Genomic DNA, 22,872 nt, shown 5'->3' with positions numbered 1-22,872 from the left:
GTGCTTCTCCAAGTGACGTTATTTCAAATACGGTTATTTCAGTTTGCTTTGTGCCAGGCGCAGGCCTTCTTCAATCTCCTGCTTGCGGCCAGCATCGGCATCTTCGCGGCCGGGGCGGGCAGGGGCTTGCAGGGCTTTCTGGTAGTAGGTCACGGCCTGGCTGTAGTCGCCTTGGGCACGTAAAAAGTCTGCATAGAAATAGTTGCTGTCTATGCCGGTCGGGTTCAGTTGCAGTGCTTTCTCCAGATACTCGCGGCCTTTTTTCTTGTCACCAAAGCCAATCGGCCAGCCAGGGACGCGGAAGTAGAGCGAGCCCAGTGTGGTATATGCGGAGCCATGCAGCGCTTGCGGGTTGGTTTTGATGCTGGCCAGCAACAGGTCGCGGGCTTGTTCAGCCGCTTTCAAGGCATTCACCGGATGCAGTGGCCCCATGCTCTTCGCGTAACCGCTTAACACGATCGCCTCCCAGATCATGGCTTCATTGGCGTCAGGATGCTGGGTCGTGAGTTGATGGGCTTGCTCGGTCAGGGCTTTGAAGGCGGGTTCTTGCTGGTCTTTGCTTGTTTGATAGGTCGCTTTGGCCCAGGCATGCTGCAGCGTGGCCAGTTCGTTGTCTAACATTTCATCGGCAAAAGCAGCACTGGTCAGCAATGCCAGGCAGGTATAGATCATCCAGCGTTTCACAATCACTCCTCGTAAATTATTGAATTAAATGCAGTTGAGTCATCCCATTTTTGCAAAAACGATGCCAGTCTGCGCCGCTGATTGAATAGGTATAAAAATCAAACAGTTGCTGTTTTGTCCTCGCGCGCTTGAAAGCTGGCTGTAAGCTAGGGTGCGCGAACTCTGCTTTTTTTGCAGGGTCGGACAGCGTGACACTGCAAAAAATGCATGCTAAGGTCCTCTTTCTTGTTAGCCCACTCAAGCCATCCACCCCATGTCCCTGCACCTGTTGCCACATTCTTTTGAAGCCTTGTCCCAGCGGTATGGGGAGCGCTACAAATGGATGGTGTTATTGATCATTGGCGTCGGCACGATGGCGGGGGTGTTATGTACGTCCAGCTTTAACGTGGCGGTGCCAGCGTTGACGCGCACGTTTCATTTGGGGCAGGATCATGTGCAGTGGGCCATGACGGCATTTTTGGCGGCGATGACCATAGGCATGTTGCCTGCCGCCTGGTGGTTGCAGCGCTTTGGCTTGCGGCGCGTGTTTATGTGGACGCTGTGGCTGTTGGTGGCGGCCAGCGTGGCAGGTTTTTATGCGCACAGCTTTGTGCATATGGTGATTGCGCGGCTGCTGCAAGGGCTGGCTGCAGGCGTGTTGCAGCCGCTGGGGGTGATGGCGCTCATGCGTCTGTTCCCACCAGACATTCAGGGACGCGCGTCGGGGATCCTCATCGTCGGCATTGCGTTTACGCCTGCTATCGCGCCCTCTATCAGTGGCTGGTTGCTGGATCAGTTTGGCTGGCAGGCGATTTTTCTGCTTGGCGTGCCGTTTGCGCTGATTGCCCTGCTGTGTGCCTGGCGATGGTTACCTGCGCCCAGGCAGCAGCCGGTCAATGCGTTTGACTGGGCGGGCCTGGGCTGGTTGTCGGCGGCGACCATCGGCTTGATTGAGTTTGTCTCCAGCTTGCATCACAGTGGGCTGTTTGCGCCATGGACCTTGGGGCAGGCCTTGCTCACGGTAGGGTCGCTGCTTTGTTATATGCGGCATGCCCGGCAATTACCGCATGCCATCATACAGCTGCATCTGTTCCAGCGGCCCACCTTTAGCCGCGGCACCTTAGTGGCCTTTGCCTATGGCTTTGGCCTGTATGCCTCCACTTATCTGATCCCGGTATTTTTACAAAATGCCATGGCCTTTTCGGCCACAGAGGCTGGGGTGTTGCTGTTGCCTTCAGGCATGGCCCTGGTGTTGACCATCCCGATCGCTGGCCGGATGGCTGATCAACTGTCTCCACGGCGGATTACGCTGGCTGGCCTGGTCATTTTCGGCGCATCTTTTATTGTATTTGCCGTGGCCGCCGATCAGGTGCGCTACTGGGAAATTGTTGCAGCGACCATTGTGGGCCGCATTGGTCTTGGCCTGATTTTGCCGGCATTAAATCTGGCCACCTTGCATGAAATGGAGCCGCAGCATTTGGGCCAGTCTTCGGTGGTGGTCAGTTATGCCCGCCAGTTAGGCGGCGTGGTAGGGGTGGCCATGATGGCGGTATTTATGGAGTGGCGTGAGCGTATTTATGGACAGCTGCCGCCGGGTATTTTCGAGGCCTATGCCCAAGGCTTCTTGCTGCTATCTGCCGTGATTGTGTTGGCGATCATGGTGGCACTGGGCATGCAGGACCGCAAGCGCTAACGACATAAACCTTTACAGGATCAGGCGCCAGACTTGCATGCCTGACGGTTGAAAACCATGTTTTCTGTAAAAGTGCTGGCCAGCCTGATTATCCTGGTCGGTGAGCAGGGTCAAGCGCTGGATCGCCTGCTGGCGCGCGTGCGCAATCGCAAAAGTCAGCAATTGCGAGCCAATGCCCAGGCCGCGACAGGTCTGATCGACCACCATATCTTCGAGCAATGCCACGCGGCCGCCTAATGCGGTCGAAATCGTAAACAGCAGGCTTACCATCGCAATCACTTGCCCTTGTTGCCGTGCTACTAAAATATGGCCGATGTTAGGGTGTTGCAGAATGTGGCTCAAGCCTTGCTGCTGGGCAGCGTGGTCAGGGGAGAATTCGTGTTCCTGGGCAAACAGTTGCGCGAGCAGCGCGCATAAGGCGGGCAGGTCAGCCAGGGTGGCAGGTTCAAACTGAAGGGTGGCATGGGCTGTCATGCGCGTGTGCTTTCATGACAGCCGAACATGCAATGTGTCTTAACCCTTATTTTTCAACAAAGGCTTTTTCAATCACGTAGTCACCCAGTTCGCCGATGCGCGGCGAGACTTTGAAACCACGCTTGTCCAGCATGGCGGCCGTGTCGACCAGCATGGCCGGGCTACCGCAGATCATGGCGCGGTCCGTTTCCGGATTCAATGGCGGCAAGCCAATATCGGTAAACAGTTTGCCATTTTCCACCAGGTCTGTCAGGCGGCCCATGTTTTTAAATGGCTCGCGTGTGACAGTGGGGTAGTAGATCAGCTTGTTACGCACTTCTTCGCCAAAAAACTCGTTATTCGGCAGTTCTTTGGTGATGAAGTCTTCGTAGGCCAGTTCGTTCACGTAACGCACGCCGTGAATCAGGATGACTTTTTCAAAGCGATCATACACTTCGATGTCCTGGATCAGGCTCATGAACGGCGCCAGGCCGGTGCCGGTAGAGAAGAAATACAGATTTTTACCAGGCTTGAGGTCTGAGGTAATCAGTGTGCCGGTCGGTTTGCGGCTCACCAGCAAAGGGTCGCCCACTTTCAGGTGTTGCAGGCGTGAGGTCAGCGGGCCGTTCGGCACCTTGATACTGAAAAACTCCAGATGCTCTTCGTAGTTGGGGCTGGCGATACTGTAAGCACGGGTCAATGGCAGGCCATCGACTTCGAGGCCGATCATCACAAACTGGCCGTTTTCAAAGCGCAGGCCAGGGTCTCGCGTGGTTTTGAAGCTGAACAGGGTGTCGTTCCAGTGATGCACGCTCAACACCGTTTCGGTGGAATATTTTTTACTCATGAGATGAACAGGTTTCTGAATTCAAAAGGTTAATTGGTAAACACTTAATTATAACGCAGCCGTCAATTGCGGCACGGCTTCAAACAAATCTGCCACCAGGCCGTAGTCGGCAATCTTGAAGATTTGCGCTTCTGGATCCTGATTGATGGCGACCACGACTTTACTGTCTTTCATGCCATAGGCATGCTGGATGGCGCCGGAAATACCAACGGCGATGTACAGCTCTGGGGCGACCACTACACCGGTTTGGCCGACTTGCAGGTCGTTGGGGGCGTAGCCGGAATCGACCGCGGCACGGCTGGCACCAATGGCGGCATGCAGTTTATCTGCTAGCGGGGCCAGCACGTCTTTAAATGCATCCGCACTGCCCAGCGCACGGCCACCAGAGACCACTACTTTAGCGGCGGCCAATGGGGGGCGCTCGGATTTGTTAAAGGCTTCTGCCAACCAGCGGCTGCCTTCTGGTGCAGCTGGCACAGTCACCGATTGAATGGCAGCATTGGCGCCAGTCGCAGCGGCAGAGAACTTGCTGCCACGCACGGTGAGTACTTGTTTGGCATCACTGCTTTGTACCGTTGCCAGCACGTTACCGGCGTAAATGCCACGCACATAGGTGTTGCTATTCACGATCTCGAGCACGTCAGACAGCATGTTGACATCGAGCAGGGCGGCGATACGTGGCATGACGTTTTTGCTGAAAGCGCTGTGCGCAGCCAGCACCACGCTGTAATTGGCCGCCAACGGCACAACCAGCGCAGCCAGGTGTTCAGCGGTCGGGTGTTGCAGTGCGGCATCGGTCGCAACCAGCACGGTGCTGACGCCTTGCAAAGCGGCGGCTTGTGCTGCCAGGCCGTCAGCTTGTGCAGCAGCAATCAATACATCCACTGGTTGCTGCCAGTGTTGGGCCGCAGTCACGGCGCGTGCCACTTGTTCGTTTAAATGTTGACCGTCGTGTTCGGCAATAATCAATGTTCTCATGGCAGCAGTCCCTCGTGCGTACGCAGTTTGCTCAATAATTCATTCACGTCTTTCACCATCACGCCGGCTGGGCGCTCTGGTGGGGCGGCGACCTTCAGTTGTTGCACACTATGGGTGAGTGACAGATTGAGCGAATCAAGCGGGAGGGTCTCAATGGGTTTTTTTCTGGCCATCATGAGGTTGGGCAGTTTGACGTAGCGTGGCTCGTTCAGGCGCAGGTCAGCAGTAATCACAGCTGGCAGGCTCACGGACAAGGTTTGCGTGCCGCCATCAATCTCGCGCACCACGGTCGCCTGATGATCGGCAATGGTGATCTGCGAGGCATACGTAGCTTGTGGCAGGTTGAGCAGGGCCGCCAGCATTTGGCCGGTCTGGCCGGCATCATCATCAATGGCTTGCTTGCCCAGCAGGATCAAGGCAGGCTGTTCACGCTCGACCACGGCTTTGAGCACCTTGGCGACGGCCAGCGGGGCCAGGCTGTTTGCTGTTTCAACCAGCGTCACACGGTCCACGCCCATGGCCAGGGCATGGCGCAAGATATCCTGATGCGTCGCGGCACCAATGGTGACGGCGACGATTTCTGTGACAATGCCTTTTTCTTTGAGGCGGATGGCTTCTTCGATGGCGTTTTCATCAAAGGGATTGACTCCCATTTTGACGCCCTCGATATCCACATCCGAACCGTCCGCTTTGACGCGGACTTGAATGTTATAATCAACGACCCGTTTGATCGCTACCAATGCTTTCATAAAACGTTTGCCTTTGTTGGGGGTATTTACTCGTAACCGGGCATTTTAAGCCAGCTTGTAATATTTATTAAATTGATTATTATAATATTATATATCTATTCTGTAGATTGATTTTGACGCGGCGCAACTCTCGGCCACGCAGCCCCCTCCATGAAATACACCCTCAGGCAACTGGAAATCTTTGTCGCGATTAGCCGCACTGGCAGTGTCTCCCGTGCCTGCGACCAGTTGGCCTTGTCGCAATCAGCCGCCAGCACCGCCCTGATCGAGCTGGAAAAACAGTTTGATATCCAGTTGTTTGACCGGGTCGGCAAGTCTTTGCGCATCAATGAAGCCGGGCAGCAGCTGTTACCCAAGGCGGTCGAATTGCTGGACCGCGCGCGTGAAATCGAGCGCATGCTGCAGGGGCAGCAGGGCTACGGCCATCTCAAGATTGGCGCGACGCTGACCGTGGGCAATTATCTGGTCACCTTGCTGGTGGCCAAGTTTTTGCAGCAGTATCCGCAAAGCCACATCCAGTTGCAGGTGCAGAACACACGTACCATCGTCGAGCAGATTGCCAATCACACACTGGATTTGGGTATGATAGAAGGCGAGTGCAATCATCCCGATATTGCGGTGGCGCCCTGGATTGCCGATGAGCTGGTCATTTTTGCCGCGCCCACGCATCCGTTGGCACTGTGGGCGCAAAGCGGCAAACCCATCCACAAAGCGGATTTACTGCTACAGCCCTGGATCGTGCGCGAGAAGGGCTCAGGCACGCGCGAGACCTTTGACCGCGCCTTTAAACAGGATTATTCAAAACTCAATATTACGCTGGAGCTGGAACATACCGAGGCGATAAAGCGCGCGGTAGAATCGGGCCTTGGCATTGGCTGTATTTCGCGGCTGGCCCTCAAGGATGCATTCAGGCGCGGCAGCCTGGTGCCGATTGAGAACCACGGCTTGCAATTTCACCGCAATTTTTATTTTTTATGGCACAGGCAAAAATACCAGACCGGTGGCATTCGACAGTTTCTGGCGTTCTGCCAGGCGTTTACCCAAGGGGCGACGCGTAGCGACCTGATCGATATCCCGGCCATTGCCTGACGAAGGAGCAAAGATGGAAAGAGATGTCATGGAGTACGATGTGCTGGTTGTGGGGGCGGGCCCGGCGGGCTTGTCCGCAGCCATCCGTCTCAAACAACTGGCGCAGGCGCAAGGCCAGGAGCTGGGCGTGTGTGTCCTGGAAAAAGGCGCCGAAGTCGGTAGCCATATTTTCTCTGGTGCCGTGCTGGACCCGAAAGCCCTGCAGGAGTTGTTCCCTGACTGGCAGGCCTTGGGCGCGCCGCTCAATACCGCCGTCGATAAAGATACCTTTGTGGTGCTGGGTGAAGAAAATGCCTGGGCCATGCCGGAGTGGTCACTGCCGCCCTTGATGCGCAACCATGGCAATTACATTATCAGTCTGGGAGAAGTCTGCCGCTGGTTGGCGACGCAGGCAGAAGCACTGGGCGTAGAAATCTATACCGGGTTCTCTGCACAAGCCCCCAGTTATGACGATCAAGGCTGCATGACTGGCGTGATTACCGGCGATATGGGCCTGGACAAGCAAGGTAACCCGACCGCCAACTACACCCCAGGCATCGAAATCCGCGCCAAATACACGCTGGTGGCCGAGGGGACACGTGGCTCACTGACCAAGCAGCTTGAAGCCCGTTATGGCTTGCGGGCAACGTCCAGCCCTGCCAAATACGGCATCGGCTTTAAAGAGGTTTGGCGTGTCAAACCCGAGTTGCATCAAAAAGGCCTGATCGAGCATACCTTGGGCTGGCCACTGGATGCCAGCACCGGTGGCGGTGGCTTTATTTATCACCATGGCGAAAACCTGGTGTCCGTGGGCTATGTGGTGCATCTGGATTACCGCAATCCGTATTTGTCCCCCTTTGACGTGTTTCAGACCTATAAAACCCATCCCAAGCTCAAGGCCTTGCTGCAAGACGGTAAACGCTTGAGCTATGGGGCGCGTGCCATTTCAGAGGGCGGGATACAGTCCTTGCCGGAAATGGCTTTCCCCGGCGGGGCCTTGCTGGGCTGCAGTGCAGGGCTGGTCAATGTGCCCAAAATCAAGGGCACGCATTACGCCATGAAGTCCGGCATGCTGGCGGCGGAAGCCGTGTTTGATGCCATCGCACAAGGCAGTCCCGAAGTGTTGAGTGCTTATCCGCAAAAACTGCGTGCGTCCTGGGTCTGGCAAGAATTGTCTGCGGTGCGCAACGTCAAGCCTTATTTGTCCCGCTTTGGCACCTGGGGCGGCACCGCATTGGGCGGCGTCGAAATGTGGCTGTCCAGTTGGGGCGTGACCTTGCCGTGGACGCTCAAGCATGGCAGCGCAGACCATGCGACTTTGGCCGAGGCTGCCAATAGCCGTCCGCCCGTGTATGCCAAACCGGATGGCGTGTTGACCTTTGATAAACTGAGCTCGGTCAGCTTATGCAATATTTCGCATGACCATCAACAACCGTGCCATTTGAAACTGGGCGTGGCGGATAGGGCCGTGCGTGTGAATCTGCCAAAATATGCCGGCCCAGAACAGCGCTATTGCCCGGCAGGTGTGTATGAGTTTGTGGAGCAGGCCGGAGAAAAGGCCTTGCAGATCAACGCGCAGAATTGCATCCATTGCAAAACCTGTGACATTAAAGACCCAACGCAGAATATTAATTGGGTACCGCCGGAAGGGGGCAGTGGGCCGAATTATGTTTCGCAGTAATTGGCGAAGCTACCTTACCTGAATGGATCCTTGGATGGCTTATACGAGATGAAGTGTGGTGGGGGCGGGTAGGGTAGGTAACTCATCTAGTAACGTTTCTTTTCGCCTGTAGGCGAGTTACTTTCTGTTGCTTGCCCCACAGAAAGTAACCACAACTAACGGAGTGTTGCGGCGTAGGCTAACCTTTAGGTTAAGCCACAAAGTGGCGGCCGTAGCCAAAGAGGAGGGCACCCAGCCATCACGGCCTGACGGCTCCCTTGCGTTGCTCGGTAAAGTGGGCTGCCATCAAACTCGCCCTGGCGGCTTGCACAAACCGCAAGCCACTGCGGAACTCAAACAGTTGATGGCAGAAAACTCCCACTTCACCTGCGCTACTCAGCGTGATGGAATGGGATTTATCTCGTCAAAGTCACACTGTTCAAGTTTGAACGGTTGGAAAACACCAATTTTTTTATTCAATCCACTGATCGTTGCGCTCATCTGGTGTTTGGGTCCCCATCTGCCGCGCCGAGTAGCGCAGACAAAATAAGATGAAGCGAGCGGCTGTTCGAATCCCGCGGTGGCCTGCGATGTGTGCAGGCCGCTAGGATGAGTTCTGCGAGCGCTTATTTTGGTGAGCAACGCAGGAAACAAGCGGAAGCTGGGGTGCACTTTCTTTTGGTTACTTTATCTTTGTGCAAGCAAAGAAAAGTAACTCGCCGAGAGGCGAAATGAATGAAACATCTATCTTGGCTGTACTCAAGAGCGACACTAAATCGTAACTAACCAAACGCAACTTAGCCCAAGAAAAAATTTAATTATTCACGGAAGGGCTGTGTCAGGCTCTGGAGCTATTAACCGAGTGAGTGATATTGCTATTTCTTCTGCGTCAGCGCAATAAATGCGGCAATCCACCCAATCGCAGTAGTACACAGCAAGATCAGCCCACCCACATGAACCAGATGAAAAGCCAACTGAAAATGGCTTTGATAGTTGTTAGCCAGCAATTGCACCGGCTGCCGCAGGTTCCAGACAATGGCAAATAAGAGTGCGACGGCAATCAGGCCGCCGCCCAGGCCATAGGCGCCGCCCATATACAAAAACGGGCGCCGGATAAAGCTATGCGTGGCGCCGATCAGGCGGCTGACTTCAATCTCGGCTTCATGCGTGAGAACCTGCATGCGCACGGTGTTGCTGATGACGGTAATCATGGCAATGCCGAGCAGACTGGCAAAAATAATGGCAATGCGTTTGCCCAGTAGCAGCATGGAGTGCAGGCGTTCTATCCACACGCTATCAATGACGATTTCATCGACTTCTGGCCGGGTTTGCAGCAGGGTTTGTACCGGTTTGACGGTGGCAGGTTGGGTATCCGTCAAGGTAATGAACACGGCATCTGGTAGCGGGTTTTGCGGCAAATCGACTAGCAAGTTTTTTTGCGAAAACTGCTGGGACAGTTGCTCGATAGCATCTTCTTTGGAGACATAACGCACTTCTTTGACCTGTGGCAGGCCTTGTGTATCGTTGATTAGGCGTTGAATCAGGTTGCTGGAGGTCGCCGGTTTGAAAAAGACGCTGATTTGCGCATCCTGCTTGATGGCGCCAGACATGTCCTGCAAGTTATCCAGCGCGACAAACAGCAGGCCGGGCAGGGTGACGGTAATACCGATCACCATGCAGATAATCAGGGTATTGAGCCAGTGATTTTTTAAACGCTGCAAGACCAGGTCTAAGGCCAGCGTGTGTTGGTTAAGCCAGTTTTTCATGCACTCATTCTCATAACATGGCCGTCTGTGCAGGCAGGGTGCTAATGGTTTGGTGGTCAATGTGCAGTGTACGGTAAGCGATGCTGCTGACTTGGGCGACATCGTGCATGGCAATCACCACGGTCACGCCCACTTCATTAAAGGCTTTGAGTAACTGCATGATTTCAAGCGAGGCCGTCTGATCAAGGCCGCCGGTCGGTTCATCGGCAATGACAATCGAGGGGCGGCTGACCACAGCGCGCGCAATGGCGAGCCGTTGTTGCTCGCCGCCGGACAAGGTGATCGGCATGGCTTTTTCTTTATTGAGCAGGCCGACTTTATCCAGCGCTGCGCGTACGCGGCGAGCAGCCTCTTCGCCGGTGATGCCCTGGATGCTGAGCGGCAAGGCCACGTTGTCAAAGCTGTTGCGGTCGTAGAGCAGTTTGTGGTCCTGAAACACCAGGCCAAAACGGCGACGCAAATAGGGCACGGCATTGGGATGCAGTTTGCCGATATCCTGCTGATTAATCAGAATTTGGCCGCTAGAAGGCGCTTCAATGCCCGCCATCAATTTAAGCAGGGTGCTTTTGCCTGCGCCAGAGTGGCCGGTGACGAGCACGAAATCGCCTTTGTCTATATTGAAGCTGACCTGGCGGAACAGGTGTGCGCTATTGGGGTAGCGCATGCTGACGTTTTTAAACACAATCATGGCTAGTCATCAATCAAGGCGTCGATAAAGTCATGGGCGTCAAACGGGCGCAGGTCATCAATACTTTCCCCCACGCCAATAAAACGCACCGGAATCTTACTTGCCGATTGCTGGCTCAGGTGCGCAATCGCGGCAATGACGCCGCCTTTGGCGGTGCCATCCAGCTTGGTTAAGGCCAGTCCGGTGACACCAAGCGCCTCGTTAAAGGCTTTTAACTGGTTGACCGCGTTTTGGCCGGTGTTGGCATCCAGCACCAGCAAAATTTCGTGTGGCGCACCGGGCAAGGCTTTGTCGATGACACGCTGCACTTTTTTAATCTCATCCATCAGGTGCAGTTGCGTGGGCAAGCGGCCTGCGGTATCGGCGATGACCACGTCGATTTTTCTGGCCATGGCCGAGTTCACCGCATCGTAAATCACTGCCGCCGGGTCGCCACTCTCTGAGGCAATGACGTGCACATCGTTGCGCTCGCCCCACACCTGCAACTGTTCACGGGCAGCGGCCCTAAACGTATCCCCTGCGGCAATCAGCACGCTTTTGCCCTGGGCCTGCAAATACTTGGCCAGTTTGCCAATAGTGGTGGTTTTGCCAGCGCCATTCACGCCGACCATCATCATCACAAATGGCTGGTGATCCTTGACCTCTAGCGGCACTTGCAAGGGCGTCAGCAGGTCAAGCAGCGTGTCTTTCAACGCCTGTTTCAGTGCAATGGTGTCTTGCAGATCATGCTTTTTGACACGGCTGCGCAGTTGTTCGAGCAGGTGCTGGGTGGCACTTACGCCGACATCCGAAGTTAGCAGGATGGTTTCGAGTTCTTCGTAAATGTCTTCATCAATCTTGCCACCGCCAAACAAGGCGCTTAACTGCCCGCCCAGCTGCTGACGGGTTTTGGCCAGCCCGTTTTTGAGACGCTGCGCCCAGCTGAGGCTGGTCGGTTCAGGTTGGGCAGGCGTCGCTGGCTCGGATTTTTTGGCGAAAGGATTAAACATGGCAATCTAAAACTCTGTAATATGACTATTTTAAGCCGAATCGACGTTTCCCGCCACGTCAAGCTGAGCACTTGAGTCGCCAGGCCTCCGAACTTAGTCCGCGCTGTGTCGGTCACATGCATGGCGATACACATCAAGCTAAAAACAACCTATTCATCATTCATAAAGTCAGATATGAAAAAATCTTATTCTTTTGCGCGCTTGCCACGATTGGGGCTGTGCCTGGTCCTGTTGATGAGCGCTCATGCCGCGCAAGCACAGGCAGAGATTGCGCAGAAAACCCTTAAAAACGGACTCAAAGTCATTGTGCAGGAAGACCATCGAGCGCCCGTCGTTGTCTCGCAAGTCTGGTATCGCGCCGGTTCGCTGGATGAAGTCAATGGCAAAACCGGCGTCGCCCATGTGCTGGAACACATGATGTTTAAAGGCACGCAAAAAGTCCCGGCCGGGCAGTTTTCCCGCCAGATTGCGGCTGCGGGCGGTAAAGAAAACGCCTTTACCAGCAAAGATTACACCTGTTATTTCCAGCAACTGGAAAAATCCAGATTGCCGCTGGCCTTTACGCTGGAAGCAGACCGCATGGCCCATTTGCAGATTACCGATGCCGAGTTTGCCAAAGAGATTGAGGTGGTGAAAGAGGAACGCCGCTGGCGTACTGAAGACAAGCCGCAATCACGTGTCAACGAACAATTTGAATCTTCGGTCTATCGTGCCCATCCTTATGGCCGCCCGGTGGTCGGCTTTATGAATGATCTTGAAAATATGACTGCTGATGATGCCCGTGAGTGGTACCGCACCTGGTATGCGCCGAATAATGCCACAGTGGTGGTGGTCGGTGACGTCAAGGCGCAGGAGGTGTTTGCGCTGGCTGAAAAAAACTTTGGCAAACTGGCGGCCAAGCCTTTACCTGTGCGTAAGCCACAGGTGGAGCCCGCCCAGATTGGTGAGCGCCGGGCGATTGTGAAGGCGCCAGCCAAGCTGCCCTTTTTTGTGATGGGGTTTCACGCGCCCGCGCTCAAAAATGCGGCGGCTTACAGCGAGCAGGACTGGGAGCCTTATGCGCTTGAAGTGTTGTCCAGCATTCTGAGTGGCAATGATGCGTCACGCCTCAACCAGAAACTGGTGCGTGAGCAGGCGATTGCGCTTGAAATTGACACGGGGTATGACAGTACCAACCGCGGTCAAACCTCGACATTTGAGGTGGCGGCCTCGCCAAGTGAAGGCGTCTCGCAAGAGGCGCTGATCAAGGCGATCTGGGCACAAATTGAAGAAGTCAAAAACAATGGCGTCACGCTGGCTGAGCTGCATCGAGTGAAAGCCGCGGTCATTGCCGCCGATGTCTACAAACGTGACTCCATGTTTTATCAGGCCATGCAGATCGGCCAGCTGGAAACCATGCATTACCCTTTATCTTTGCTGCAAACCAATGCGTCACGCGTACAGGCGGTCACCTCTGAACAAGTGCAGGCCGTGGCTAAAAAATATCTGGTCGCAGACCAAATGACGCTGGTCAGCCTAGACCCACAACCGATGGATCCTAACCAGAAGCCCGCCGGTCGGCCGCATCAACATTAATCCGTTCTTTGAACGTTTGATTTGGGAATTTCATGAAAGTCGTTACTTTATTTAAACACAGGGTATTCAACACCGTCTTGTTGATCAGCCTGCTACAAGGCTATGCCAGCCTTGCATGCGCCGCACTGAATATTCAGCACTGGACCACCGCGGAGGGCAGCGAAGTCTATTTTGTTGAAAATCATGCCTTGCCCATGATGGATGTCAGCATCAATTTTCGTGCAGGCAGCGCTTATGACCAGCCAGACAGCAGTGGTGCCGCCGCGTTAACCCATCATGTGATGGGCATGGCCGCGGGCGGGTTGGCAGAGGAAACGCTGACTAACCGCTTTGCCGATGTGGGTGCGGTGTTGGGCGGCAGTTTTGATGCAGACCGCGCCAGCTTTAAGTTGCGTACTTTGACCAGCGAACAGCAGGCCGCACTGGACGCGTTTACGCTGGTGTTACACCAGCCGGATTTTCCTGAAGCCGTCGTGAGCCGTGAGCAAACCCGTATTGTGGCCGCGCTGCAAGAGGCCGAAACGGAGCCGGATAGCATTGCGCAAAAAGCCTTTATGCAGGCGGTGTACGGCATGCATCCTTATAGCCTGGATCAAAACGGTGAAGTGGGTACGGTGCCATCGCTGACGGTGAGCCAGTTGCGGCAGTTTTATCAAAGCCACTATACGGCAAAGTCTGCCGTGATCGCCCTGATGGGGGATCTGACCCCGGATCAGGCCCGGCAAATTGCGCAGCGTCTGAGCGCCGGCCTGCCAGCAGGACCTGCGGTGGCCGATATCCCAGCCGTGCCAGCGTTGTCTGCGCCTAAACTGAAAAAAGTGCCGCATCCTGCCATGCAGGCACACATCCTGGTTGGCCAGCCTGGCAATAAGCGCGGCGATGCAGATTTCTTTGCGCTGTATGTGGGTAACTATATTTTGGGCGGCGGTGGCTTTGTGTCACGTCTGACCGAGGAAGTCCGTGAAAAGCGCGGTCTGGCGTATAGCGTGTATAGCTACTTTATGCCCATGAGTCAGTTGGGACCGTTCCAGATCGGGCTGCAAACCAAAAAAGAGCAAAGTGAAGAAGCGCTCAAACTGGTGATGGCCACCGTACAGAAATTTGTCGATCAAGGCGTGACAGAAAAGGAACTGGCTGCGGCCAAGGATAACCTGATTGGTGGTTTTCCCATGCGTATAGACAGTAATAGCAAGATTCTGGAGTACCTGAACATGATCGGCTTTTACAAGTTGCAGCTGGATTACCTGGATAGCTTTAATGACAAGGTCGCAGCTGTCACTGTGCAACAGGTGAATGATGCGTTCAAGCGCCGCATCCATCCTGAGCATTTTGCCACCGTGATCGTTGGTGCGGAATAACAAAAAAGCCGGCAGTTTGCCGGCTTTTGCTTTTCTGTCTGATGCGGTGAGCGGAGGCAGATTAAGCCATGCGCTTTTTTCTCGCCAGCCAGTAGTATAAAAAGGCCCCCAGCAGGTTTAAAAAGAAAATCACCAGAAACCACACCAGCTTGTCTTCACTTTGATTGGCCAGGCAATCAATCAGCATCCATACCCAAAACAGTGACAGCGCCAGCGCGATCACGCCGCCCAGCAGACCAAAGCCAAATAAAAACTCCATAGCAATATTCCTTGATGAATTAACGAAATCATAACACGATGACTTGGGTGCACCCTCGGTTTAGCGCAGGCTATGGGTAGTCGGGATGCAAAATCTGGGATAATGCTGCTTTATTTATTCGAATCAACCACCGCTCATGAATCAGGTACGATTGAATGCCGGGAAATGGCGTAGCCGTGTGCTCAAGTTTCCCGATGCCGAAGGGCTACGCCCGACGCCAGACCGCGTGCGGCAAACCGTCTTTAACTGGCTGGGCCAGGACTTGACAGGCAAAACCTGCCTGGATTTGTTTGCGGGGACCGGCGCCCTGGGGTTTGAAGCGCTGTCTCGCAATGCCAAAGCGGTCACCATGCTCGAATTGGCCAAAGCGCCTTATGCAGCTTTGTGCCAGAACCAGCGTTTGCTGGAGGCGACCCAGGCCCGCATCCAGCAAATGGATGCCAGAACTTTTCTGAGCAGCAATCAACAGCCGTTTGACGTGATTTTTTGTGACCCGCCGTATCGCCAGGACTGGCTGGCGCAATTGTTGCCCGTGCTGCCCAGACATTTGGCGCCTGAAGGCTGGCTATATGTTGAGGCCGAATATGCGTTAAAATCCGATGCATGCTGGCAGGTGGTCAAATCGGGCAAAGCGGGTCAGGTCTATTTTCACCTGCTGCAACCCGCGTCAGCCGATGCGGCTGCTGGCACGGATTAAGGCAATCAAGTCAGCGGCAGCCAGCAACGACACAACGATGATTACGGAAGCAAGCGATGAGTAAAACCAGAATTGCCGTCTATCCAGGCACCTTTGATCCCATCACCCTGGGGCATGAGGATATTGTGCGCAGGGCGGCCAAGCTGTTTGACCAGGTGATTGTGGCGGTGGCTGGCAGCACCAGCAAACAAACTTTGTTCAGCCTGCAAGAGCGGGTTGCGCTGGCAGAGTCGGTGTTTGCAGGCGATAACATCCGTGTGGTCGGCTTTGACGGCTTGCTCATGCAGTTTGTGCAGGCGCAGGGCGGGCAGATGGTGATCCGTGGCCTGCGTGCGGCCAGTGACTTTGAATATGAGTTTCAGTTGGCGGGCATGAACCGCAAGCTCTATCCCAAACTGGAAACGCTGTTCATGACCCCGGCGGAAGAGTTCATGTTTATTTCCTCCAGCCTGGTGCGTGAAGTGGCGCGCCTGGGAGGCGATGTGAACCAGTTTGTCTCACCTGGCGTCGAACGGGCAATCAAGCAAAAACTGGCGATCACCTGAGTGATGGCGCCTCTGTAGCGATGTAAAGAAAATCATGGCTTTATTTATTACCGATGAATGTATTAACTGCGATGTGTGTGAGCCCGTGTGCCCGAATGAAGCCATCTCGCAAGGCGCAGAAATTTATGAAATCAACCCCGACTTGTGTACCGAGTGCGTCGGCCATTACGATAAACCGCAATGTCAGCAGGTCTGCCCGATCAGCTGCATTCCGCTAGACCCTGAGCGGCGCGAAACCAAGGAGCAATTGCTGGAGAAATATCAGCGCATCGTTGCCACGCGGGGTTAAGCCGAGTGGACCGGTTACGTCCACAACAGATTAAAAAAATCAGAGATCAAGGAGACATCAATGCGGATTTTACATACCATGTTGCGCGTGGGCGATATGCAACGTTCCATCGACTTTTATACTGGCGTACTGGGCATGAAATTAATCCGTACCCAGGATTATCCTGACGGCGAGTTTACACTGGCGTTTGTCGGCTATGGTAACGAGTACGACCACACCGTGCTGGAGCTCACCTACAACTACGGCAAAACCAATTATGACATGGGCACCGCCTATGGTCATATGGCGATTGAGGTGGACGATGCCTATCAAGCGTGTGAGCTGGTCAAGGCCAAGGGCGGCAAAGTGGTGCGCGAGGCGGGGCCGATGAAACACGGTACCATCGTCATTGCCTTTATCGAAGACCCGGATGGCTATAAAATCGAATTCATCCAGAAGGGGACGATTGAATACCCCAAGCATGTCTAACCGGACATTGTTATTGCAGGCAGTGAGGCTGGCGCAAGCCGGAGACTGGCATGGCGCACATCAGATTGCGCAGGTGTACAGTGATCCCACTGCCAACTGGATACATGCGGTATTGCATAAAATAGAAGGTGACCGTTGGAATAGTGAATACTGGTATGCCAGAACCGGCGGTCATCAGTATGCAGATTTTGACAGCGACAGTGCGGCAGAGCTCGACGCGATTGCCCGCTGGCTGACGCCAGAATAGCGCTTATTTACTTGTGCTCTTCGTCGCTGCCCTGGCGACCCGTCGTAAAAATGCCCCACAGTGATTGCGTAAACAAGCCGATCACGGTCCCAAACAGAAATAGTAGCAAGCCGATGATCAGGCACATCAGCAGCAAAAAGCCATCCTGCAGCCAAACGCTCTGCGCGGCCAACGATTGCCAGACGGACAGGATTTGTGCCATCCAATGATCGAGATTGATGCATTTCATCTGTCTATTATGCCTCAGGAAACCGAGTGTGATGCATAGTCGTAGCGTCTTTGCTAGTGCAAATTTCCGCAAAAAATCCATCAAACTCTGCGGCCTTGCCGTTTCAGGGGCTGATGGAAAGTCTGCGTTCAACGCGACTGTTGCCGATGTGATTCGAGGCCCAAATCGGTGCACCGGTTTGCCTGTTGGCAGTGCATGGGAGTCACTTCGTATAAGGCACTTGAATTTCGTTTCTTCCAATACGCTGATTTTAAAGTAAAAAAATCTTTTTTTTAGATGGCCTGCTTGTTGCTAGGGATAACCTAAGCTAGAGGAGAGGCATCATGATAAAAAAACTTGCAGCCGACGCCATGCTAACGGCGGAAATGCGGCTGTCCAACAATATTCAGTTGTTAGGTGATTTACTTGATCAGGCCATTCTGGAGGTGGAGGGCGAAGCGGTTGCGCAGAAAATTGCCGCCATCCGGCAAGCCGCATTGCGTTTTCACCAGAATCATGACCAGCAGGCTTCTTTAGATCTTGAGCAGTTGCTCGCTGACCTGAGTCTGGAGCATACGGTGCGCGTAGTGCGTGCACTGGCTTATTTCAAGCATCTGGTGAATTTGGCCGAAGATCTTTACGGACAGGAGCTCGGCCATTGCCAGCAAAATACACCTGCGCCTGGCATGCTGTCGCACACGCTGGCACAAATCAAGGCTTCCGGCATCGCGCCGCAAAAAATCCAGCAACTGTTGCAGGACGCGTTGATCTCACCGGTACTGACCGCGCATCCGACCGAGGTGCAGCGTAAAAGTGTGCTAGACATTGAGCAACTGATTGCGGAGTTGCTGGGACAGCGTGGGCACATGGTGTCTGAGCGCCAACTGGCGCGCAACAAGCTGTTATTGCAAGGCGCGGTGTCGGCCTTGTGGCAAACCCGCATGATGCGCTACTCCAAGCTCAGTGTACTCAATGAGATTGAAAACGCACTGACCTATTACGAAAGTACCTTCTTACATGTGATCCCTGAAATCCTGCAGGATATCGAGCGCGACCTGGCAGATTGGCTGCCCGGCATGGACTTGCCAGGTATTTTGCGCATGGGTAGCTGGATTGGTGGCGACCGTGACGGCAACCCGTTTGTGAATGGCACCACCTTGCGCGATAGTGTGCGCCTGCAGGCCACCACTTTGTTCAAGTTCTATCTGCAAGAGCTGGCCGCGCTCAAGCGCGAGCTGGCTGTGTCCACGCGCGTGGTTGGTGTGGATGAGGCAGTGTTGGCCTTGGCGAAAGCTTCGCGCGACCAGTCATCGCATCGCCTGGATGAACCCTACCGGCTCGCGCTCAATGGCGTGCATGACCGTTTGCTGGTGACCGCCAGCCATTTGCTACCCGATGCCAGCTGGAGTTTGCCGGAAGAAGTCGGCAACGAGCCTTACGAAGATCCTGAGGCCTTGCTGCACCCCTTGCAGACCATTGCCGACTCTTTGCGCCATCACCATGGCGAGGCCTTGATTTATCCGCGGCTGGGCAAGTTGATTAAAGCCATAGTCACGTTTGGGTTTCATTTGGCCACCGTGGATATCCGCCAGTCCTCTGACGTGCATGAAGCGGTGATTAGCGAGCTGTTACATAAGGCGGGCTACGATTTTGACTACGCCAGTTTTAACGAGGAAGAGAAAATCGGCCTTTTGCTCGAAGAACTGAAGCAACCGCGCCTGCTGTTTTCGCCTTTCCAGCAATATTCCGAGCTGGTGCACAAGGAAATCGGCGTGCTGGAAGCCGTACGTGAGGTGCGCCAGCGCTTTGGTGAGCATGCGGTACGCCAGTATATTATTTCGCACACTGAAACCTTGTCTGACCTGCTGGAAGTGGCCTTGCTGCAACGTGAGGCTGGCTTGTTGCGCGGCGTGTGGGGCTCGGCCAATATCCAGGTCGATCTGAATATTGTGCCACTGTTTGAAACCATTGCCGACTTGCGCGACGCGCCCATGATCATGGGCAAATGGCTGAGCCTGATCGGCATCCGCCATGTGATCCGTTTCCAGGGCAATGAGCAGGAAGTCATGCTGGGCTACTCGGATAGCAACAAGGATGGCGGTTTTTTGACCTCGAACTGGGAGCTGTATAAAGCAGAAATTTCGCTGGTGGAACTGTTTAACCAGGCCAACGTCAAGTTGCGCCTGTTCCACGGCCGCGGCGGCACGGTTGGCCGCGGCGGCGGCCCGACCTATCAGGCCATCATGGCGCAACCCATCGGCACCGTCGATGGCCAGATTCGCCTGACCGAACAGGGCGAAATCATCTCCACGCGTTATGCAGACCCGGTGGTCGGCCGCCAGCATCTGGAAACCCTGATTGCGGCGACGCTGGATGCCACCTTGTTCCCGGCCGACCAGCTGGAGCCCGCCAAACGGCGTGCGTTTGAAAGCGTGATGGAAGCCCTCTCAGCCACGGCGATGACCAGCTACCGTAGCCTGGTTTATGAAACCCCGGGCTTTGCCGATTACTTTTTCAATACCACGCCGATTGAGGAAATTGCCGGACTCAATCTGGGTAGCCGGCCCGCCGCGCGCAAATCGACGCGACGGATTGAGGATTTAAGGGCGATTCCGTGGGGATTCTCATGGGGGCAGTGCCGCTTGCTGCTGCCAGGCTGGTATGGTCTGGGCAGCGCCATTCACCAGTTTTTAGCGCACGACCCAGCCTTGAAGCAGGCGCGTCTGGAAATGTTGCTGGAGATGCAGGCACACTGGCCGCTGTTTAATACCCTGATCAACAACGTCGATATGGTGCTGGCCAAAACCGACCTGATCGTGGCCCGCCATTATGCCCATTTGCTGGCCGACAAAGCCTTGCGCGAAGAAATTTTCAGCCGCATTGCGCATGAACACAAGCTGACCACCGACGCGGTCAATCTGCTGCTGGGCACCACGCAACGTCTGGCCACTCAGCCGGTCATCGCCAAGTCCATTCGCGACCGCTTGCCCTATCTGGATCCGCTCAATCACTTGCAGGTGGAAATGATACAGCGTTACCGCAATGGCGAAACCGATGAAAAACTCAAGTGGGCCATTCCGCTGACCATTAATGGCATTGCTACCAGTTTGCGCAATACAGGTTAAGGCCTGATAGGCAGATACAACGCAGGACAAGCTGGGCTTGTCCTGCGGGGCGCCTCTGCTTAGACAATGATGCTAAAACGCCAAGCGTTGCATCATGCTAAGTGGGTATGGCGCAGGCCTTAGTGGCGGTGTTTGTCTTCCCAGGCTTTGAGCTGTTTCTCGGCTTCATCCTTGGTGATGCCATAGCGTTCCTGGATTTTGCCTGCGACCTGGTCGCGTTTGCCTTCGATTACATCCAAGTCATCGTTGGTCAGTTTTCCCCATTGTTCTTTGACTTTGCCTTTAAGCTGCTTCCAGTTGCCTTCAAAAATGTCTTTGTTCATCTCGAGTCTCCTATGATTACATTCTTGATTTAGATCGTTGTGTCAGTCGGTGTGCATGCCATCGACCTGAGTGCATCTTAAAGGCAAGCTTGCCCGGGTTCAGTCGGCCATGCCCGCATTTTTGGGTCGGATTTGGCTGACAAGCTATTGAGGCGCGCCTGGGTTGAGCAGCGCTTTCAATGTGGGCAGGTATCGCGATGCCATTAAAAGCTGTTAAGATGCGGCCATGAAGAATGACACCTTTTTCAGCGCGCTCGCGCGGCGCCTGCCTTATGAGTTTTGGATAGGCTGGCGCTATACACGCGCCAAACGCAACAATCACTTTATTTCGTTTATCTCCCTCACCAGCATGATAGGCATTGCCCTCGGTGTGATGGCCCTGATTGTCGTGTTGTCGGTCATGAACGGCTTTCAGGATGAGCTCAGAAAGCGTATTTTAGGCGTGGCTTCGCATATTGAAGTGCGTAGTTTTGAAGCCGGGTTGCCAGACTGGCAGCATTTGCAGCAGCAGATAGAACAGATTCCGGCCAAGGCGGTTGCCAGCCCTATCACCGGTGTGGCGCCTTACATCATGGCGCAAGGCATGTTGACGCATGACGAAGCGGTGCAGGGCTTGCTGATTCGTGGCGTGTTACCTTCACAGGAAGGCAAAGTCTCTGACCTGGCAACCCAGATGAAAATTGGCAAGCTGACCGATTTGCAGCCAGGCCAATTCAATATTGTATTGGGGGCAGACCTGGCGCTGGCGCTGGGCGTGCGTGTTGGCGACAAGGTGGTGTTGATGGCGCCGCAAGGGCAGGTGACTCCGGCGGGACTGGTGCCTCGCATCAAGCAATTTACTGTGGCTGGGATTTTTCAGGTTGGCATGTATGAGTATGATGCGGGCCTGGCCTTGATTCATTTGGACGATGCGGCCAAGCTCTACCGGCTGGGTGATCAGGTTTCTGGCTTGCGCCTCAAGCTGGATGACTTGTTTATGGCCGACCGCGTCAGCCGCGAGCTGATACAGGCACTGGGACCCAACTATTACGTCACTGACTGGACCCAGCAACATGCCAATTTCTTTAAGGCGATCCAGCTCGAAAAACGAGTGATGTTTATTATCCTGGCGCTGATCGTGGCGGTGGCAGCATTTAATATTGTCTCTACACTGGTGATGGCGGTGACTGACAAACGTGCAGATATTGCCATCCTGCGCACCATGGGCGCAACCCCGCAAAGCATACGCAAAATGTTTGTCGTGCAAGGCGCGATGATAGGCATTATCGGCACCTTGTCGGGGGCGGTGCTGGGCGTGTTGCTGGCCCTCAATATCGAGACCGTGGTGCCCTGGATTGAACATACTTTTAATGTGCAGTTTTTGTCCAAAGACGTCTACTACATCAGTGATTTGCCTTCCAAGCTGATGTGGTCGGATGTGTCGGCGATTGTGGGCCTGTCTATCCTGCTCAGTCTGGTCGCGACCTTGTATCCCAGTGCCCGTGCGGCGAGTATGAATCCGGCGGAGGCCTTGCGTTATGAGTAATTGGGTATTGCAGTGCCAGGGCTTGGCCAAGCGGTATGAAGAGTTGGATACCTCGGTGCTGACCGGGGTCGACTTGCAACTGGCGGCAGGTGATCATGTGGCGATTGTTGGCGCTTCGGGCAGTGGTAAAAGTACCTTGTTGCATTTGCTGGGCGGTCTGGACGCGCCTACGCATGGCGAGGTGCAGTGGTTGGGCAAGCCGTTAACCAGGCTCTCCGAAGCTGAAAAAAGTGCCATGCGTAACCAGTATCTGGGCTTTGTCTATCAGTTTCATCACTTGCTGCCCGAGTTCAGTGCGTTGGAAAATGTGGCCATGCCGCTATTGATTCGTCGCATGCCACGGGCACAGGCGCTGGAACAGGCTGCACATTATTTGACGCAGGTCGGTCTGGCGCATCGTCTGCAACATACCCCTGGTGAGTTGTCAGGCGGTGAGCGTCAGCGCGCGGCCCTGGCCCGTGCATTAGTCACGCAGCCACGCTGCATATTGGCCGATGAACCAACCGGCAACCTGGACCGGCAAACGGCACAACAAGTGTTTGAGTTACTGTTGCAGATCCAGGCGCAACAGGGCACTGCGCTGGTGGTCGTCACCCATGATCTGTCGCTGGCGGCACGCATGCATCAGCAATATCGTTTGCAGGATGGGCGCTTGCAACCCCTGTTGCCGGACGCACAAGGACTGGCTGACGAGTAGCC

At 54.6% G+C, this 22,872-nt stretch carries 24 protein-coding genes; 13 read left to right on the top strand and 11 right to left on the bottom strand.

The genetic code is table 11. From position 1 onward, the window contains the following. Positions 1–33: 33 nt before the first annotated feature. Complete coding sequence (locus Q9292_RS07945; RefSeq protein WP_409934485.1) at positions 34–684, bottom strand: tetratricopeptide repeat protein; 651 nt, start codon at positions 682–684, stop codon at positions 34–36. A 253-nt stretch (positions 685–937) separates the two neighbouring features. On the opposite strand from Q9292_RS07945, the gene Q9292_RS07940 reads away from it, so the two are divergent. Continuing rightward, entirely contained in the window at positions 938–2,356 is a 1,419-nt protein-coding gene (locus Q9292_RS07940; RefSeq protein ID WP_313986607.1) for a DHA2 family efflux MFS transporter permease subunit, read from the top strand. 12 nt (positions 2,357–2,368) lie between these two features. On the opposite strand, the gene Q9292_RS07935 is transcribed toward Q9292_RS07940, so the two are convergent. From Q9292_RS07935 to Q9292_RS07920, 4 genes are read right to left on the bottom strand one after another with little or no spacing between them, the layout of a single operon-like run. Further along, positions 2,369–2,830, bottom strand: coding sequence for a GNAT family N-acetyltransferase (locus Q9292_RS07935; RefSeq protein WP_313986604.1), 462 nt, complete (start codon positions 2,828–2,830; stop codon positions 2,369–2,371). 46 nt (positions 2,831–2,876) lie between these two features. Continuing rightward, the gene (locus Q9292_RS07930; RefSeq protein ID WP_313986601.1) at positions 2,877–3,656 is read right to left on the bottom strand and encodes a ferredoxin--NADP reductase; all 780 of its coding nucleotides are present in this window, start codon (positions 3,654–3,656) and stop codon (positions 2,877–2,879) included. A 48-nt stretch (positions 3,657–3,704) separates the two neighbouring features. Next, positions 3,705–4,634: an FAD-binding protein gene (locus Q9292_RS07925; RefSeq protein WP_275356052.1), complete on the bottom strand. Its 930-nt coding sequence runs from the start codon at positions 4,632–4,634 to the stop codon at positions 3,705–3,707. Further along, on the bottom strand, positions 4,631–5,383 hold the full coding sequence (locus Q9292_RS07920) for an electron transfer flavoprotein subunit beta/FixA family protein (protein WP_313986595.1): 753 nt from the start codon (positions 5,381–5,383) through the stop codon (positions 4,631–4,633). The genes Q9292_RS07925 and Q9292_RS07920 overlap by 4 nt, the downstream gene beginning before the upstream one ends. A 150-nt stretch (positions 5,384–5,533) precedes the next feature. Here Q9292_RS07920 and Q9292_RS07915 point away from each other — a divergent pair, with 150 nt between their 5' ends. Both Q9292_RS07915 and Q9292_RS07910 read left to right on the top strand, forming a co-directional pair. Continuing rightward, entirely contained in the window at positions 5,534–6,472 is a 939-nt protein-coding gene (locus Q9292_RS07915) for a LysR family transcriptional regulator (RefSeq protein WP_194748345.1), read from the top strand. 13 nt (positions 6,473–6,485) lie between these two features. Then, on the top strand, positions 6,486–8,132 hold the full coding sequence (locus Q9292_RS07910; RefSeq protein ID WP_313986592.1) for an electron transfer flavoprotein-ubiquinone oxidoreductase: 1,647 nt from the start codon (positions 6,486–6,488) through the stop codon (positions 8,130–8,132). Between the two features lie 854 nt (positions 8,133–8,986). On the opposite strand, the gene ftsX is transcribed toward Q9292_RS07910, so the two are convergent. The 3 genes from ftsX to ftsY are packed head-to-tail and all read right to left on the bottom strand — an operon-like array spanning position 8,987 to position 11,554. Next, complete coding sequence (ftsX, locus tag Q9292_RS07905) at positions 8,987–9,877, bottom strand: permease-like cell division protein FtsX (protein ID WP_194748343.1); 891 nt, start codon at positions 9,875–9,877, stop codon at positions 8,987–8,989. Positions 9,878–9,887: 10 nt separating this feature from the next. After that, on the bottom strand, positions 9,888–10,565 hold the full coding sequence (ftsE, locus tag Q9292_RS07900) for a cell division ATP-binding protein FtsE (protein ID WP_194748342.1): 678 nt from the start codon (positions 10,563–10,565) through the stop codon (positions 9,888–9,890). A 2-nt stretch (positions 10,566–10,567) separates the two neighbouring features. Beyond that, on the bottom strand, positions 10,568–11,554 hold the full coding sequence (gene ftsY / locus Q9292_RS07895; protein ID WP_194748341.1) for a signal recognition particle-docking protein FtsY: 987 nt from the start codon (positions 11,552–11,554) through the stop codon (positions 10,568–10,570). Positions 11,555–11,728: 174 nt separating this feature from the next. On the opposite strand from ftsY, the gene Q9292_RS07890 reads away from it, so the two are divergent. Together Q9292_RS07890 and Q9292_RS07885 are read left to right on the top strand one after the other, a co-directional pair. Next, positions 11,729–13,129, top strand: coding sequence for a M16 family metallopeptidase (locus tag Q9292_RS07890; protein ID WP_409934484.1), 1,401 nt, complete (start codon positions 11,729–11,731; stop codon positions 13,127–13,129). A gap of 32 nt (positions 13,130–13,161) precedes the next feature. Continuing rightward, a complete protein-coding gene (locus Q9292_RS07885; protein WP_313986581.1) occupies positions 13,162–14,487 on the top strand; it encodes a pitrilysin family protein in 1,326 nt (441 codons plus the stop codon). A 61-nt stretch (positions 14,488–14,548) separates the two neighbouring features. Here Q9292_RS07885 and Q9292_RS07880 read toward each other — a convergent pair whose 3' ends face one another. Further along, positions 14,549–14,746: a PLDc N-terminal domain-containing protein gene (locus Q9292_RS07880; RefSeq protein WP_194748338.1), complete on the bottom strand. Its 198-nt coding sequence runs from the start codon at positions 14,744–14,746 to the stop codon at positions 14,549–14,551. A 136-nt stretch (positions 14,747–14,882) separates the two neighbouring features. On the opposite strand from Q9292_RS07880, the gene rsmD reads away from it, so the two are divergent. Genes rsmD through Q9292_RS07855 form a run of 5 tightly spaced genes read left to right on the top strand, consistent with a single transcriptional unit; the run spans position 14,883 to position 16,992 of the window. After that, the gene (gene rsmD / locus Q9292_RS07875) at positions 14,883–15,443 is read left to right on the top strand and encodes a 16S rRNA (guanine(966)-N(2))-methyltransferase RsmD (protein WP_313986578.1); all 561 of its coding nucleotides are present in this window, start codon (positions 14,883–14,885) and stop codon (positions 15,441–15,443) included. Between the two features lie 56 nt (positions 15,444–15,499). After that, a complete protein-coding gene (gene coaD, locus Q9292_RS07870; protein ID WP_313986576.1) occupies positions 15,500–15,988 on the top strand; it encodes a pantetheine-phosphate adenylyltransferase in 489 nt (162 codons plus the stop codon). Between the two features lie 34 nt (positions 15,989–16,022). Next, on the top strand, positions 16,023–16,277 hold the full coding sequence (locus Q9292_RS07865; RefSeq protein WP_275356035.1) for a YfhL family 4Fe-4S dicluster ferredoxin: 255 nt from the start codon (positions 16,023–16,025) through the stop codon (positions 16,275–16,277). Between the two features lie 60 nt (positions 16,278–16,337). Then, positions 16,338–16,745 (top strand): lactoylglutathione lyase, encoded by a 408-nt coding sequence (gene gloA, locus Q9292_RS07860; protein ID WP_313986571.1) that lies wholly within the window; start codon positions 16,338–16,340, stop codon positions 16,743–16,745. Beyond that, positions 16,738–16,992, top strand: coding sequence for a hypothetical protein (locus Q9292_RS07855; protein WP_275356031.1), 255 nt, complete (start codon positions 16,738–16,740; stop codon positions 16,990–16,992). The genes gloA and Q9292_RS07855 overlap by 8 nt, the downstream gene beginning before the upstream one ends. A 7-nt stretch (positions 16,993–16,999) precedes the next feature. Here Q9292_RS07855 and Q9292_RS07850 read toward each other — a convergent pair whose 3' ends face one another. Next, positions 17,000–17,221: a hypothetical protein gene (locus tag Q9292_RS07850; protein ID WP_194748332.1), complete on the bottom strand. Its 222-nt coding sequence runs from the start codon at positions 17,219–17,221 to the stop codon at positions 17,000–17,002. A gap of 323 nt (positions 17,222–17,544) precedes the next feature. On the opposite strand from Q9292_RS07850, the gene ppc reads away from it, so the two are divergent. Continuing rightward, on the top strand, positions 17,545–20,325 hold the full coding sequence (gene ppc / locus Q9292_RS07845) for a phosphoenolpyruvate carboxylase (RefSeq protein WP_313986566.1): 2,781 nt from the start codon (positions 17,545–17,547) through the stop codon (positions 20,323–20,325). A gap of 119 nt (positions 20,326–20,444) precedes the next feature. Here ppc and Q9292_RS07840 read toward each other — a convergent pair whose 3' ends face one another. Beyond that, entirely contained in the window at positions 20,445–20,648 is a 204-nt protein-coding gene (locus tag Q9292_RS07840) for a CsbD family protein (protein WP_194748330.1), read from the bottom strand. Positions 20,649–20,874: 226 nt separating this feature from the next. On the opposite strand from Q9292_RS07840, the gene Q9292_RS07835 reads away from it, so the two are divergent. Together Q9292_RS07835 and lolD are read left to right on the top strand one after the other, a co-directional pair. Beyond that, positions 20,875–22,173 (top strand): lipoprotein-releasing ABC transporter permease subunit, encoded by a 1,299-nt coding sequence (locus Q9292_RS07835; protein WP_194748329.1) that lies wholly within the window; start codon positions 20,875–20,877, stop codon positions 22,171–22,173. Beyond that, positions 22,166–22,870, top strand: coding sequence for a lipoprotein-releasing ABC transporter ATP-binding protein LolD (lolD, locus tag Q9292_RS07830; protein WP_313986562.1), 705 nt, complete (start codon positions 22,166–22,168; stop codon positions 22,868–22,870). Before Q9292_RS07835 ends, lolD begins: the two co-directional genes overlap by 8 nt. Positions 22,871–22,872: the final 2 nt, after the last annotated feature.

The sequence above is a fragment of the Methylophilus sp. VKM B-3414 genome (assembly GCF_032248435.1).
Classification (GTDB): Bacteria; Pseudomonadota; Gammaproteobacteria; order Burkholderiales; family Methylophilaceae; genus Methylophilus; species Methylophilus glucosoxydans.
Note: the sequence above shows the minus strand (reverse complement) of the source record. Positions and strands in the feature narration are given on the sequence as shown.